The organism is Streptomyces sp. NPDC015345, assembly GCF_043078805.1.
GTDB lineage: Bacteria > Actinomycetota > Actinomycetes > Streptomycetales > Streptomycetaceae > Streptomyces.
In genome coordinates this window covers 75,347-89,258 of the sequence record NZ_JBIBTX010000004.1, presented here as the reverse complement: position 1 = coordinate 89,258, position 13,912 = coordinate 75,347, and the positions used below count along the sequence as shown (strand labels likewise).

The 13,912-nt window shown below is 72.3% G+C and carries 13 protein-coding genes; 6 read left to right on the top strand and 7 right to left on the bottom strand.

Annotation, left to right across the window (positions count from 1 at the left end; all coding sequences use genetic code 11):
• Positions 1-55 precede the first annotated feature (55 nt).
• Positions 56-559 carry a hypothetical protein gene (locus ACF062_RS17610; protein ID WP_392139054.1) on the top strand — a complete coding sequence of 168 codons (504 nt, stop codon included), beginning with the start codon at positions 56-58 and terminating at the stop codon, positions 557-559.
• 66 nt (positions 560-625) lie between these two features.
• Here the strand turns inward: ACF062_RS17610 and ACF062_RS17605 are convergent, their stop codons facing one another.
• The 4 genes from ACF062_RS17605 to ACF062_RS17590 form a co-directional block, all read right to left on the bottom strand.
• The gene (locus ACF062_RS17605) at positions 626-1,159 is read right to left on the bottom strand and encodes a GNAT family N-acetyltransferase (protein ID WP_356579555.1); all 534 of its coding nucleotides are present in this window, start codon (positions 1,157-1,159) and stop codon (positions 626-628) included.
• A gap of 72 nt (positions 1,160-1,231) precedes the next feature.
• Positions 1,232-3,649 (bottom strand): ATP-binding cassette domain-containing protein, encoded by a 2,418-nt coding sequence (locus ACF062_RS17600; RefSeq protein WP_392140226.1) that lies wholly within the window; start codon positions 3,647-3,649, stop codon positions 1,232-1,234.
• A gap of 73 nt (positions 3,650-3,722) precedes the next feature.
• Positions 3,723-4,046 carry a hypothetical protein gene (locus tag ACF062_RS17595; protein WP_392139052.1) on the bottom strand — a complete coding sequence of 108 codons (324 nt, stop codon included), beginning with the start codon at positions 4,044-4,046 and terminating at the stop codon, positions 3,723-3,725.
• 132 nt (positions 4,047-4,178) lie between these two features.
• Positions 4,179-4,652 (bottom strand): carboxymuconolactone decarboxylase family protein, encoded by a 474-nt coding sequence (locus ACF062_RS17590; protein WP_392139050.1) that lies wholly within the window; start codon positions 4,650-4,652, stop codon positions 4,179-4,181.
• A gap of 162 nt (positions 4,653-4,814) precedes the next feature.
• Between ACF062_RS17590 and ACF062_RS17585 the strand changes: the two genes are divergently transcribed.
• A complete protein-coding gene (locus tag ACF062_RS17585; protein ID WP_392139048.1) occupies positions 4,815-5,612 on the top strand; it encodes an inositol monophosphatase family protein in 798 nt (265 codons plus the stop codon).
• A gap of 7 nt (positions 5,613-5,619) precedes the next feature.
• Here the strand turns inward: ACF062_RS17585 and ACF062_RS17580 are convergent, their stop codons facing one another.
• On the bottom strand, positions 5,620-6,045 hold the full coding sequence (locus ACF062_RS17580) for a carboxymuconolactone decarboxylase family protein (RefSeq protein ID WP_392140224.1): 426 nt from the start codon (positions 6,043-6,045) through the stop codon (positions 5,620-5,622).
• Positions 6,046-6,119: 74 nt separating this feature from the next.
• Here ACF062_RS17580 and ACF062_RS17575 point away from each other — a divergent pair, with 74 nt between their 5' ends.
• Together ACF062_RS17575 and ACF062_RS17570 are read left to right on the top strand one after the other, a co-directional pair.
• Positions 6,120-7,547 (top strand): PLP-dependent aminotransferase family protein, encoded by a 1,428-nt coding sequence (locus ACF062_RS17575; RefSeq protein WP_392139046.1) that lies wholly within the window; start codon positions 6,120-6,122, stop codon positions 7,545-7,547.
• A gap of 768 nt (positions 7,548-8,315) precedes the next feature.
• Entirely contained in the window at positions 8,316-9,275 is a 960-nt protein-coding gene (locus ACF062_RS17570) for an AraC family transcriptional regulator (protein WP_392139045.1), read from the top strand.
• A 30-nt stretch (positions 9,276-9,305) separates the two neighbouring features.
• On the opposite strand, the gene ACF062_RS17565 is transcribed toward ACF062_RS17570, so the two are convergent.
• Positions 9,306-10,340, bottom strand: coding sequence for an alpha/beta hydrolase (locus ACF062_RS17565; RefSeq protein WP_392139044.1), 1,035 nt, complete (start codon positions 10,338-10,340; stop codon positions 9,306-9,308).
• Between the two features lie 356 nt (positions 10,341-10,696).
• Between ACF062_RS17565 and ACF062_RS17560 the strand changes: the two genes are divergently transcribed.
• Positions 10,697-11,737, top strand: coding sequence for a helix-turn-helix domain-containing protein (locus ACF062_RS17560; RefSeq protein ID WP_392139043.1), 1,041 nt, complete (start codon positions 10,697-10,699; stop codon positions 11,735-11,737).
• A 43-nt stretch (positions 11,738-11,780) separates the two neighbouring features.
• Positions 11,781-12,422, top strand: a complete 642-nt coding sequence (locus ACF062_RS17555) for a gamma carbonic anhydrase family protein (protein WP_392139041.1) — start codon at positions 11,781-11,783, stop codon at positions 12,420-12,422.
• A 432-nt stretch (positions 12,423-12,854) separates the two neighbouring features.
• On the opposite strand, the gene ACF062_RS17550 is transcribed toward ACF062_RS17555, so the two are convergent.
• Positions 12,855-13,805 carry a helix-turn-helix domain-containing protein gene (locus tag ACF062_RS17550; protein ID WP_392139039.1) on the bottom strand — a complete coding sequence of 317 codons (951 nt, stop codon included), beginning with the start codon at positions 13,803-13,805 and terminating at the stop codon, positions 12,855-12,857.
• Positions 13,806-13,912 lie beyond the last annotated feature (107 nt).

The following is a 13,912-nucleotide window of genomic DNA, read 5'->3' as shown; positions in this document are numbered from 1 at the left end:
AACCGCGGCGCTTCGTGGTACTCCTCCGGTACGCCACCAAGGAGGCAAGCACCGTATGAACGACCACGACCCCACCGCCTGCGGCCTGCCCGGCCCCGGCGACCAGCCCACCGTCGCCGACCGGGCCTGGCTGGCCATCGCCTGCCGGCTCGCCGCGCAGTGCCCGCCCTCCGCCACCGCGCTCAGCGTGGGCGCGGTCGTCGTCGCCGACGACGGCACCGAACTGGCCCGCGCCCACTCCCGCGAGAGGAACCCGGACGACCATGCCGAGGAAGGCGCCTTCGCCAAGATCGACGCCGCCGATCCGCGGCTGGTGGGAGCGACGGTGTACAGCTCTCTGGCGCCGTGCGCGAAGCGGGACTCGCGGCCTCGCGCCTGCGCCCGGCTGATCAGCGAATCCGGGGCGCGGCGGCTGGTCACCGCCTGGCGCGAGCCCGATGTTGCCGCCCCCGAGGCGCACGGCACCCGATTCCTGGAGGGCGCGGGCGTCACCGTACTCGAACTGCCGGAGTACGCCGACGCGGCGAAGGCGCCCAACGCGCACCTGCTCCAGCCCTAGCCTCAGCCTCAGCCTCAGCTTTAGTCTCAGCTTCAGCGCGCGGAGGCGGTCACACCGCGCCGGTCCTCACGCCTGGTACTCGGTGAGGTCGATGGCGTGGACGAACAGCGGGTGGCCGTACACCGGGTGCTCCGTCTCGCGTTCCAAGTGCATGCCGAGCTTGCGCACGACGTTCTCGGAGGCGTCGTCGCCCGCCCGGTGGATGGCGACGACCCGGTCGATTCCACGGTCCTGGAGCGCGAACTCCAGCGTGGCCTGGGCGGCTTCGGAGGCGTATCCCTGGCCCCAGAACTGTGCGCCGAGCCGCCAGGCGATGGCCGCGTCGGCCGCCGCCTCCGGCAGGAACTCCGGGACGAACAGGCCGGTGAAGCCGGCCAGCTCGCCCGAGGCCAGGAGTTCGACGGCGAAGAGGCCGTAGCCCTCGTCGTCCCACTCCTCCTCCCACCGCTCGATGTCCCGCGCCGTCTGCTCCAGGTCGCGGACCCGGCCGTCGTCCACCCAGTGCATGACCCGCGGGTCCGCGTTGATGTCCGCCATCGGCGCGAGGTCGTCGTCGTGCCAGCGGCGGAGGAGGAGGCGGGGCGTGCGGATCTCGGTCATGGGCCCATCCTGCCCAAGGCGGGGTCCTGATCGTTAATCGAGCCCGGCCGCGGGGGCGGGGAGCGGGGCCCCTCAGGCGCCGACGTACTTCGCGAGGTGCTCGCCGGTGAGGGTCGGCCGGGTGGCCACGAGCTCGGCGGGGGTGCCCTCGAAGACGATCCGGCCGCCGTCGTGACCGGCGCCGGGACCGAGGTCGATGATCCAGTCGGCGTGCGCCATGACCGCCTGGTGGTGTTCCACCACGATGACCGACTTGCCGGAGTCGACGAGCCGGTCGAGGAGGCTCAGCAGCTGCTCGACATCGGCGAGGTGCAGGCCGGTGGTCGGCTCGTCGAGGACGTACACGCCCCCCTTCTCCGCCATGTGGGTCGCCAGCTTGAGCCGCTGCCGCTCGCCGCCGGACAGGGTGGTGAGCGGCTGGCCGAGCGTGAGGTAGCCGAGGCCGACGTCGGCGAGCCGCTCCAGGATCCTGTGCGCGGCCGGGGTGCGCGCCTCGCCCGCGCCGAAGAACTCCGCCGCCTCGGCCACCGACATCGCGAGCACCTCGCTGATGTCGCGCCCGCCGAGGCGGTACTCCAGGACCGACGCCTCGAACCGCTTGCCCTCGCACTCCTCGCAGGGGGTCGCGATGCCCGCCATCATCGCCAGGTCGGTGTAGATCACCCCGGCGCCGTTGCAGTTGGGGCAGGCACCCTCCGAATTGGCGCTGAAAAGCGCCGGCTTGACGCCGTTGGCCTTCGCGAACGCCTTGCGGATCGGGTCGAGCAGTCCGGTGTACGTCGCCGGGTTGCTGCGCCGGGAGCCGCGGATCGGGCTCTGGTCGATGGCCACCACACCCTCGTCGGCGGCCACGGGGCTCTTCACCAGCGAGCCGTGCACGAGCGAACTCTTGCCGGAGCCCGCGACGCCGGTGACCACGGTCAGCACACCGAGCGGGATGTCGACGTCGACGTCACGGAGGTTGTTCGCCGACGCGCCGCGGATCTCCAGCGCGCCGGTGGGCTCGCGCACCGTCTCCTTGAGGGCGGCCCGGTCGTCGAAGTGGCGGCCGGTGATGGTGCCGCCGGTCCGCAGGCCCTCGACGGTGCCCTCGAAGCAGACGGTGCCGCCCGCCGTGCCGGCGCCGGGGCCGAGGTCCACGACGTGGTCGGCGATCGCGATCGTCTCCGGCTTGTGCTCCACGACGAGGACCGTGTTGCCCTTGTCCCGCAGACGCAGCAGCAGGTTGTTCATGCGCTGGATGTCGTGGGGGTGCAGGCCGACGGTGGGCTCGTCGAAGACGTATGTGACGTCGGTGAGGGAGGAGCCGAGGTGACGGATCATCTTGACGCGCTGCGCCTCACCGCCGGACAGGGTGCCCGCCGGCCGGTCGAGGGCGAGGTAGCCGAGGCCGATCTCCACGAACGAGTCGAGCGTCTGCCGCAGGGCGGTCAACAGCGGCGCCACCGAGGGGTCGTCGAGGCCGCGTACCCACTCGGCCAGGTCCCTGATCTCCATCGCGCAGGCGTCGGCGATGGAGATCTTCTTGATCTTCGAGGAGCGGGCCGCCTCGCTGAGCCGGGTGCCGTCGCATTCGGGGCAGGTCGTGAAGGTGACCGCCCGCTCCACGAAGGCCCTGATGTGCGGCTGCATCGCCTCCTTGTCCTTGGACAGGAAGGACTTCTGGATCTTGGGGATCAGCCCCTCGTACGTGAGGTTGACGCCCTCCACCTTCACCTTCGTCGGCTCCCGGTAGAGGAAGTCCTGCATCTCGCGCTTGGTGTACTTGCGGATCGGCTTGTCGGGGTCGAGCAGGCCCGACTCGGCGTAGACCCGCACGGTCCAGAAACTGTCCGACTTCCAGCCGGGGATGGTGAAGGCGCCCTCGGCGAGGGACTTGGTGTCGTCGTAGAGCTGGGTGAGGTCGATGTCGGAGACCGTGCCCCGGCCCTCGCATCTCGTGCACATGCCGCCGGTGCGGGTGAAGGTCCGCTTGACGGTCCTGGTCTTGTCGGCCCCCCGATCGACCTTGAACGCGCCGGACGCCTGGACCGAGGCGACGTTGAAGGAGAACGCCGCCGACGAGCCGATGTACGGCTTGCCCAGGCGGCTGAAGAGGATGCGCAGCATGGCGTTGGCGTCGGTGGCGGTGCCGACCGTGGAGCGGGGGTCGGCTCCCATGCGCTGCTGGTCGACGGTGATCACGGTGGTCAGCCCGTCGAGCACGTCGACGTCGGGCCGCGCGGGCGTCGGCATGAAGCCCTGCACGAAGGCGCTGTAGGTCTCATTGATCATCCGCTGCGACTCCGCGGCGATCGTGTTGAACACCAGCGAGCTCTTGCCCGAGCCGGAGACACCGGTGAACACCGTGAGGCGGCGCTTCGGGATCTCGATGCTGATGTCCTTGAGGTTGTTCTCCCGCGCGCCGTGCACCCGGATCAGATCGTGGCTGTCGGCGGCATGCGGCGCGGGCGACTGCGCGGGCGTCGTCGTGGTGGCCTTGCTCGTCATCATGTTCTCCATTGGTGGGGCAGGGCCGCCTGCGCGGCCTCCGTCGGCGTCGTCCGGCTCGATGGGGCCTGCGTCACGCCGCCCAGCGGCCGCCGCGCATCAGGTCGCGGCCGGTCGTCGACCTCGCGCCAGGCCTGGACGCGGCGCGGCCGGCCGGGCCGTCCGCCGGCGTGGCCGGCCACATCGCTTCGCCGTCCCAGTCGAAGGAGAGCGGGACGAGGTGGGGCACGCCGTCCGCCGAGGCGCCGGTCACCCACGCGTCGACGTCGTGGGCGAGCCGGTGCCCGGTGTCGCGGCGGCGCTCGGCGCGGGAGCGCGATCCGCCGGTCACCGGCTCCGGCTCCTTGAGCGGCGCGAGGGCCCTGCCGCCGGGGGCGGGCGCGTCGTCGTTGTCCATGGGGATCACGCTAGCGGCGGCGCGTGGGCCCCGCTTCTCCATTCCTGATCCGTGCGTTCCCGTCCGTGCGCACAGAAGCCCCAGGCCCGGCAAGTACGCCTGGGACCTGGGGCTTTGCGGTGCGGGTCCGGCTTATCCGAACTGGCCGACCTGGTAGTCGCCGGCGGGCTGCTGGACCATGACGTTCAGCCGGTTGAAGGCGTTGATGAGGGCGATCAGGGAGACCAGCGCGGTCAGCTGCTCCTCGTCGTAGTGCTTGGCGGCGTTCGCCCAGGCCTCGTCCGAGACGCCACCGGCCGCGTCGGCGATGCGGGTGCCCTGCTCCGCCAGCTCAAGCGCGGCGCGCTCGGCATCGGTGAAGACCTTGGCCTCCCGCCAGGCCGCGATCATGTTGAGGCGCAGCGAGCTCTCCCCCGCGGCGGCCGCCTCCTTGGTGTGCATGTCGAGGCAGAAGCCACAGCCGTTGATCTGGCTGGCGCGGATCTTCACCAGCTCCTGCGTCGCGGCGGGCAGCGCCGAGGCCATGAGCTCCTTGTTCGCCGAGGTGAGGTGCTTCAGGGCCTTGCCCGCGAGCGGGCTGGCGAAGAAGTTCAAGCGTGCGTCCATGGTGTGCTCCTCTGCCGTTGTCGATGGCTGCACCCCTTTGACGGAACGGACGACAGGGGATGTGACACGGCCGGCTGTGACCCGCGTCTCACCCCTCGGCGGGCCGACCGCTCTGCCCGGAAAGCGCGGCGGGTCGGGCTCCGTCCCACTAGCCTTCGCTCCGTGATCAACTCATACGCGGGCCTCGACGACACCGAAGTGGCCATGGCCGCGGCCCTCGCGGGCGGGGACGTCGTGCGCGACCTGTACGGGCGACGGCTCGACCGGATCGACAAGGGCGCCGGGGACTTCGCCACCGCCGCGGACGTGGCGGCGGAGAAGGCGATCCTCGGCGTCATCGCTGCCGCGCGGCCGGACGACGCGCTGCTCGGCGAGGAGAGCGGGCGGCAGGGCGCGAGCGGAGCGGTGCGCCAGTGGCTGGTGGACCCGCTGTGCGGCACCCTCAACTACGCCGTCGGCAGCATGCTGGTGGCGGTCAACGTGGCGCTGGGCGACGGGGCTGGGGCGGTGGCGGACCCGTTCGGCGGCGAGGTCTACTGCACGGACGGCGAAAGCGCGTGGGTGCGGCGTGAGGGCGGTGAGGCGCGGCTGTCGCCGTCGTCCGCCACGCGGCTGGTGGACGTCAATCTGGATCCGCCGTTCCCGAGCGCGCCCGGTTTCCGCGCGGTGGACCTGCTCGCCCACCCTCGGTTCGTCGCGGACTTCCGTCCTCGGGTCGTGTCGACGACGCTGGCGCTGGCCTGGGTGGCGGCCGGCAAGCGCGCCGCGTACGTCACCGACGGCACGGACCTGACGGGGAGCGTCCACTTCGCCGCGGGGATCGCCGTGTGCCGCGCCGCCGGGTGTGTGGTCACCGGCCTGGACGGCGCTCCGATCGGCCCGGGGAGCCGCGGACTCGTGGCCGCCGCGGACGCGGCGACGCACGAGCGGTTGATGTCGGTGATCGGCGACCGCGGCTAAAGGGGGATCACTCGGTTCCGGGGGTCTTGCGGGTGGTGACGTTCATCCGGTTCCAGGCGTTGACCGTGAAGATGAGGGCGATGAGCTGGGCCAGCTCCCGCTCCTCGAAGTGCCGGGCGGCCTCGTCGTACACGGCGTCCGGGACTCCGCCGGGCAGCCGGGTGACCGCCTCGGTCAGGGCGAGCGCGGCCCGCTCCTCGGCCGTGTAGAGGCTGGACTCCTGCCAGCCGTCGAGCTGGTAGATGCGGCTCTCGCTCTCCCCCGCCCTGCGGGCGTCACTCGTGTGGTAGTCGATGCAGTACACGCACCGGTTGATCTGGGACGCGCGGATCTGTACGAGTTCGAGCAGCACCGGGTCGAGGCCCTGGCGGGCGGCCGCGTCCAGGGCGAGGACGGCCTTGAAGACCTTGGGGGCGACGGTGGCGAAGTTCATGCGCTGGGGAATCTCAACTGCTGTCATACGAAGAACCCTAGGAGCGGATTAGCCCCCCGGTATGGTGCATTCTCATGTCGAATCAACGGGGCAATTCAGCCGACGAACACCAACCGGGACACGGGACCGGCTCGGATTTCCACCTGGAGCTGACCGGAGAGGGCACCCTGCGCGAACGGCTGATGCGGGCCCTGCGCGAGGCAATCGGCTCCGGACGTCTGGCCCCCGGCACCCGCCTGCCTCCGTACCGGAGTCTGGCCCGGGATCTCGGCATCGCCCTCAACACCGTCGGCGAGGCGTACGGCGAACTCGTCGCCGAGGGCTGGCTCGTGGCCCGGCAGGGGTCGGGCACCCGCGTCGCGCGGCGCAGCACACCGCTGCCGCCGGACCGCTCGCGCCGCTCGGCGCCGCCGGTCCGCCGCCCCGCGTACGACATGATGCCGACCTCACCGGACGCCGCCACGTTCCCCCGGACGGCCTGGCAGACCTCGTCGCGGCGGGCGCTGAACGCGGCGCCCAACGACGCGTTCGGCGTGGGCGATCCGCGGGGCCGCATCGAACTGCGTACCGCGCTCACGGAGTATCTGGCCAGGGCCCGGGGCGTACGCACCGCGCCGCACCGGATCGTCGTCTGCGCCGGATTCGCCCACGCGCTGCGCATGCTCGGCCAGGTGCTCGACGGTGCGGTGGCGGTCGAGTCGTACGGCCTGGCCTTCCATCGCTCGCTCCTGACCGCGGCCGGGCGGCGCACGGTCCCGCTGTCCGTGGACGCGCGGGGAGCCGTGATCGACGAACTGCCCGCGACGGGCGCGGAGGCCGTGCTGCTCACGCCCGCCCACCAGTTCCCCACCGGTGGGCCGCTGCATCCCGGGCGCAGGGCGGCGGTGATCGACTGGGCGCGGGCGGGCGGCGGTCTTGTGATCGAGGACGACTACGACGGCGAGTTCCGCTACGACCGGCAGCCGGTCGGCGCCGTGCAGGGGCTCGATCCCGACCGCGTCGTCTACATCGGGTCGACGAGCAAGAGCCTGTCGCCTGCGCTGCGCATCGGCTGGATGGCGGTGCCCGACCACCTCGTGGACGACATCCTCGCGGTCAAGGGCGCCCGCGAACTGTGGACGGGGTCCCTGGAGCAGCTCACCCTCGCCGACTTCATCTCCTGCGGCGCCTACGACCGGCATCTGCGCCGCATGCGGCTGAACTACCGGCGTCGGCGCGACCGGCTCGTCGCCACGCTCGGGGCGCGGGCGCCCCACATCGGGATCGGCGGCATCGCCGCCGGGCTGCACGCCGTCCTGGATCTGCCGCCGGGCACCGAACAGGCCGCGGTACGCGCGGCTTCCCGTCAGGGTCTCGCTCTCGAAGGCCTCGCCGCCTACCGCCACCCCGACAGCGGCATGCCGCCCCGCGACGGCCTCGTCATCGGGTACGGCACCCGGCCCGACCACGCCTTCGACGGCGCGCTGGAGGCCCTGCATCTGGCCCTGCCGGACCCGGAGTGAGGCCCCCGAACGCTACGCCTCCGCCAAGGGCCGCCTCGTGGCAGCGGTCTCATGCCAAAGTGCATGGAGCGTGGCCACTCCGGGAATCGGACCGGGCGGTGATGAACTGCGGCTACGGCTTCCGCCCGCCCCCGCGCGGGGCCGTTCTTCAGGGCAGTGGCATATGACCATGGCTTGACGTGGGCCAATTTCGCGTGAGTGCACGTGAGTTGGGTTTCGGCACCCTAGAGTTCCCTTTGACGACGTCGCTCCTCGCATCACCGCTCTCGTCGCCCTCCGCGCCGCGGCCGGGGGGACCCCTTCGGTCAGCCACCGAGGAAACGAGAGCACGTGCCCGGAAACGATGAACCGCCGGACTGGACACTCTGGTCGCTCCGGGTCGCCCTGATCCAGTTGGCCCTGGATCTGACCCAGTGGATCAGTACGGTCTAGCCCGGCGGATCCGTCACCCGGGGGGCGGCCATCACGCCGGCCCCCAACCTCTTTCCGGTGGACTGTCCGAGGACGGGAAGCCCTTGGTCAGTACCCGGTAACGCCACCCTAGAGCAACGCCTGTCGCGCGACGCCGTATTCATTGAACAGAAATCACGGATCACATAGTTTGCGGGCGGTCCGGATACGGACCTCCGACAGCGATACGCGGAGAACTTTCGCGGCGGAGAGAGCCGGCAGGAAACCTCGGCCCGCTTCGTCGGCAGGCGGTTGAGCGGGACGGCCGCCGCCACGGATGAGGCAGAATGCTTCCGGGGCCAGTGATAGGGGGGTTCTGTGCTGCTGCTCGATCTGAACGCGGTGCGGCCGCGTGAGCGTCCGGAGGCGTTCCACCACGCGCTGACCGATTCCTCGGTGCCCAACGACGTCGTCCACGAGGAGCCCGCCACGGGCATCCACGCGCGCATGGAAGCGTGGCGGGTGGGCGGCCTCGACCTCTTCGCCACACGCAATTCCGGGTTCGAGGTGCGGCGCACGGAACGGCATGTACGTCATCACAGGAGCAACCCCGTGGTCTCCGTGTCGCTCCAGACCGAGGGGACGCACCGCGCCGAAGTCGGGGGCCTGCGGCGGCTCCTGGGCCCGGACGACATCTGCGTCTTCCACGAACTGTCCTCCCGCGTCTACGGCTGGTCCGGGGACGGAGCCTCCCAGGCCATGATGCTCGACGCGAACCGCCTCGGCGTGCCGCCGGACGTGGTGGTGAAGGCCTCCTCACGCCTGCGGGCCAGCCCGATGTACGACCTGGTCCTGAACCATCTGCGCGGGGTGTGGCGCGATCCGGGCCGGCTGGAGGCCGACCCCGGCGCGCCCGCGCTCGCGGCCGCCACCACCGAACTCGTGCGCGCGCTGCTCCTGTCCGCCGCGCACGCCGAGGACGCCCCCGACGTCAGGTCCGTCATGGACGAGACCTTGCTGACGCGGGTCAAGACGTACGTACGCCGCCACCTCGGCGATCGCGAGCTGACGCCCGAGCGGATCGCGGCGGCGCACGCCATCTCCGTGCGCAGGCTCTACCTCCTGCTCAGCGGGGCGGGCATCAGCCTGGAGCAGTGGCTCATCACCGAGCGCCTCGCGAAGGCACGGCAGATGCTCGCCGCCGCGCGCTACGACCGGCTCACCGTCGCCGCCGTCGCCACCCGCTGCGGTTTCAGCAGCCCGAGTCACTTCAGCCGCCGCTTCCGGGCGGAGTACGGCCTGACCCCGAGCGAGTGGCGGCGCGCGCGGCAGGAGTGACCGGCGGGCGGCCTCAGGCGACAGGCGCGCTCAGGCGGCGTGCAGGGCGGCGTACAAGGTGTCCGTCACCTGGATGCGTGCCGCCCTGGACGCGTCCGTGCCGCGGAGCGGATCGAACAGCAGGAACCCGTGGATCGTCCCGTGGTAGCGGACCGACACGACGGGGACGTCCACCTCCCTCAGCCGGGCCGCGTACGCCTCGCCCTCGTCGCGCACCACGTCGGCCTCGGCCGTGAGGACCAGGGCCGGCGGGAGGCCCCGGAGGCTGTGGGCGGGGGCGCGCAGCGGCGAGACCGTGGCCTGGGTCCGGCTCGCCGGGTCCGGCGCGTACTGCTGCCAGTAGCCCCGCATGGTGGCGCGGCTCAGGAAGTAGCCCTCGGCGAACTCGCGGTAGGAGGGCGTGTCCATGGCGGCGTCGGTCACCGGGCAGACCAGCACCTGGTGGCACAGGCGCGGGCCGCCGCGCTCGCGCGCCATGAGCGTGAGGGAGGCCGCGTGCTGGGCGCCCGCGCTGGCGCCGACCACCGCCATCCGGGCCCCGTCCAGCCGCCAGTCCACGCCGTGCCGGGCGATCCACTGGGCGACGGTGTGCGCCCTGTTCACGGCGCCCGGGTGCCGCGCGTCCTGCGGACCGTCGTACTCCGGGACGACCACGGCGGCGTCCGCTCCCAGCACGAGGTCCGCCACCAGGCGCCGGTGCGCGTACGCGTCGGTCAGCATCCAGCCGAGCCCGTGCAGGTACAGCACCACCGGCAGGGTGTCGTCGCTGCCCGCGGGACGCAGGATGCGTACCCGGATGCGCCGGCCGTCGCTTCCGGGCAGGGCCAGCCACTCCTCCTCGACGTCCGGGTCGTCGCAGCCCTCGCCGTCCCAGAGGGCGGCCATGCGGGCCCGGGAGGCGGCGGTGTCGTCAGCGTCATCGGCGCTGTCGGCGTTATCGGTGGTATCGGTGGTATCGGTGGTATCGGCGCCCGGAGGGCCGGGCCAGGCGTGCTCCCGCAGAAAGGCACGCGTGCGGCGCTCAAGGGCAGGCGTCTCCCGTACGACGGGGGCGTCTTCTTCCACGGGATCTCCTGCGCGAGGACGGGACACGGGGCCGCTCGAAGGCGCCACCGCGCGCCCCACGGCCGGGCAAGCGGGCGCTCGGTGCCGAACGCGGCTCTGCCGGCACGCGGCACCCACCCTAGGCGGTCGAAGAGCGCGATCGAGCGGTGGGCCCGTACATGGCCGTGCCCCTGAGTGCACAGTTCACGAGCCGTGCGCACCGCGCGGCGCGGCCCTCACGCCCCGTGTCCGGTGAAGTGCAGTCATATGACCTAACGCCTCTCCCGGTTCCCCCGAAACACTCGGGAAAGGGGCGAACCGTCCTTCCCCCCGCCTCGCACCGAGCACAGAACCCGGGACGGCTGAAGGGAACCCACGTGAGCACTCGATCCGGGACGGCGAACTCACCGGGCACCGGCGCGTCCACCGACGTGACGGCCGCGCTGTCGCTGTGGCTGGCGCCCGTCGAGGAGTACGGGGCCCAGGAAGCCCCGGTGAGCGGCGCCGTGACGCTGCACCACTTCGGATACGTGGACATGATCACCTGCGCCGCCGGGCCGCTCGGCCTCACGCGCCGCCCGGACCCGGCCGCCCAGGACACCCCGGAGTCGGTCGCCCTGCTGGTTCCGAGGGCCGGTGCCGTGCGGGTCACGCAGGACGGCCGGCGCGCCTGCGTGGAGAGCGGGGACCTCGCGCTGATCGACCTCGGCCGGGCGTTCTCCGTGGAGCAGGAGGGCCCGTGCCGGATCCTCCTCTTCCGGCTGCCCGTCCACGCGCTGCACGTGCCGGTGGCGGAGCTCAAGCGCGCCACCGGCCGTGTCCTGACCCCGCCGACCGCCGTCGACGCACTCCTGACGCCGCTGCTCGGGTACTTGGACGAGGCCGCCGCCCGGCTCCCCGCGGGCGTCGCGGAGCGGCTCGGCGGTGTCGTCACCGACGCGGTGGCCGATCTGATCGACGAACTCTCCGAAGAGGCCGAGTCCCCCGCGCTGAGCGGGCCCCGCCAGCTGGTCCTGACGATCCGCCAGTACATCGACCGGCACCTCGGTGAGCCCGAGCTCTCGGCCGAGCGCATCGCCGCGGCGCACTTCATCTCCGTGCGCTATCTGCACCGCGTCTTCGAGGGCGAGGGCATCACGGTGAGCCGCCTGATCCAGCGCCGCCGGGTCGAGCAGTGCGCGCGCGAGCTGTCGCGGCGCGGACGGGTCAGCCCGTCCCTCGGCGTGGTGGCGGCCCGCTGGGGCTTCCGCAGCGCGGCACACTTCAGCCGCGCCTTCAAGGCCGTCCACGGCCATCCGCCTCAGCAGTGGCGTCGGTTGGTCCTCATGTCGGGGGCGGGTGCCGGTGCCGGTTCGGCGGGGGCCGCGGGTGGTGTACCGGATGGCACGGGTCTCGGTCTCGACGAACGCGATGTCTGAAAACCGCCAGCATGCTCGCGGTCGGTCGGGCGAGGATCCGCTCATGATCGCTGAAACGCGGGGAATCCGCATCCGGCATCGCGGGCATGAACCGCAGGTCCATCCCACCGCCTACGTCGCCCCGACGGCCACGCTGGTCGGTGATGTCCGCGTGGGGCCGAGGGCACGGGTGATGTACGGCGCGGTGCTCGATGCCGAGGGGTCCCGGATCGAGGTCGGGGAGGCGGCGGTGATCTGCGAGAACGCGGTGCTGCGCGGGTCTGCGGTCGCCGGCGACCAGCCGGTGCTCGTCGGCGACCACGTCTTCGTGGGGCCGCATGCCACGCTGCTGGGATGCGAGGTCGGCCGGTGCGCCTATGTGGCGACCACGGCGACGGTCCTGCAGTGCGCACGGCTGGGGGCGGGCTCGGTTGTCGCTGTCGGCGCGCTCGTCCATGCGCGCACCGTTCTGCCGGACGAGTACTTCGTGCCGCCGCACACCGTGGCGCTCGACGCGCCGGTGCGGCTGCTGGCCCCTGGTGATCCTGGCCTGGCCGAGGCCGTCAGGCGGGTGGGCTTCGCACAGGCGGCGTTCGGTGTCGACGCCGAGTGGACCGACCGGATCAGCCGGTACGAGCAGATCGCGGAGGTGCGGGTCGCCGAGTTCGGCACGCACGCGGACGATGAGGTTCTGGATCGGGGCTAGGGCCTGTCTGACAATTCGCGTCGTCGCCCGGAGGGCGGCCTCGCGGCGTCAGGTGCGTGCTCTCGGCGTGCCGGGCGTAGGGCCTCGTACTGGATGTACTTGGCTCTGCGCCCGGTGCGGCGAGAGTGCGTGCATGGCGTCGCGAGGCAGGCGGGAATTGTCAGACAGGCCCTAGCGCCGCCTGAGTGGCCCTTGGGCTGTGCTCTGCCGGGCTGCGCTGAGGTGACGCGCCGTCCGGGTTCCACTCCGGCGGAGCGCGTCCGGCACGCTGTCCGCGCGGGGTACGCCCGTGGCGGAGATCGTCGAGGTGACGTTCGCCGGCGCAGACCGGGCCCGGGACCTCGCCCCGCCGACCGGCGAGCAGCTGCGCGAAGTCGTCCGCCACGAACACGACCGGGTCGCCGCTGCCCGCCGACCCCGCGCCCGCCCCCGTCACCCCGCGCCGTGGCCGGACCCCACCGACGCCTTGGTCCTGCCGTCGCGCCAGTCGCTGGGCGACATCCCGTACGCCGCGCGGAAGCTGCGGCTGAAGTGCGTGGCGCTGGCGAAGCCCCAGCGTCTGGCGACCGCGGAGACCGTGATGTCGGCGCGCCCCGGCCGGGCCAGCTCCCGTCGCGCTTCCTCCAGGCGGCGGTGCTGGATCCAGCGGCCGACCGTGCTGCCGTGGCCCTCGAAGAGCTTGTGGAGATAGCGGATCGAGATGTGCTGGGCCTCGGCGACGGCCGCGGGCGTCAGGTTCCGGTCCCAGAGGTGCGCGTCGACGTACGCGCGCAGCCGACGCACCAGTGCGTCGCGACCCCGCGGCCCGGGGTCCGCGTCCTCGACGCCCAGCAGGTCGACCAGCTCGGCGACGGCGCCCGCCAGCCGGAGCGCCGTCCGTGGCGCGCGCCCGGGCAGGGTCTCGACCAGCTGCCTCAGCAGCGTGCCGAGCAGGGAGGCCACCGGGCCGTCGGCGAACGGCGCCCGGTCGCTCAGTTCGCGTACCTGGTCGTCGGTCAGGGTGAGGGCGCGGCGCGAGATCCGGATCAGATGCAGCTCGTACTCCGCCGACTCGCGCAGGGCGACGGGCTCCGCTCCGTCGTGGGCGAAGATCTCCCCGGCGCGGCAGACCACGCCACGACTCCCCCGGCGGACGAGTGTCGCCTCGCCCCGGTTGTGGAGGCCCAGCAGCAGCTGCGGGCCGTCGGCGTGCCCGGCGGCGACGTGGACGACGGACGGACCCGTTCCCCGGAACGTGCTCGCCCGGAGGAAAGCGAGGGTGTGATCGTGCGTCGGTCGGGTGGGGCGGCCGGAGCCGTCCAGGTCGCCCCACCCATCGGGGGCACAGGTCTCCGCGGCGGTGTGTCTCTCCTTGGTACCGGCGGGTGCGGGCGTCGGGTTCATCAGGCCCCTTTGTTCTCGGCGTACTTCGGTGTACTGCGGCGTACTGCGGCGTACTGCGTCTTGGCGTAGGTGATCTGGCATGTGTGCGGTCACCGGTACGTACCGGC

Bases quoted from the DNA above. Each gene is read 5' to 3' on its own strand.
- ACF062_RS17610 (WP_392139054.1), top strand. From the start codon at position 56: ATGAACGACCACGACCCCACCGCCTGCGGCCTGCCCGGCCCCGGCGAC.
- ACF062_RS17605 (WP_356579555.1), bottom strand. From the start codon at position 1,159: ATGACCGAGATCCGCACGCCCCGCCTCCTCCTCCGCCGCTGGCACGAC.
- ACF062_RS17600 (WP_392140226.1), bottom strand. From the start codon at position 3,649: ATGACGAGCAAGGCCACCACGACGACGCCCGCGCAGTCGCCCGCGCCG.
- ACF062_RS17595 (WP_392139052.1), bottom strand. From the start codon at position 4,046: ATGGACAACGACGACGCGCCCGCCCCCGGCGGCAGGGCCCTCGCGCCG.
- ACF062_RS17590 (WP_392139050.1), bottom strand. From the start codon at position 4,652: ATGGACGCACGCTTGAACTTCTTCGCCAGCCCGCTCGCGGGCAAGGCC.
- ACF062_RS17580 (WP_392140224.1), bottom strand. From the start codon at position 6,045: ATGAACTTCGCCACCGTCGCCCCCAAGGTCTTCAAGGCCGTCCTCGCC.
- ACF062_RS17575 (WP_392139046.1), top strand. From the start codon at position 6,120: ATGTCGAATCAACGGGGCAATTCAGCCGACGAACACCAACCGGGACAC.
- ACF062_RS17555 (WP_392139041.1), top strand. From the start codon at position 11,781: ATGATCGCTGAAACGCGGGGAATCCGCATCCGGCATCGCGGGCATGAA.
- ACF062_RS17550 (WP_392139039.1), bottom strand. From the start codon at position 13,805: ATGAACCCGACGCCCGCACCCGCCGGTACCAAGGAGAGACACACCGCC.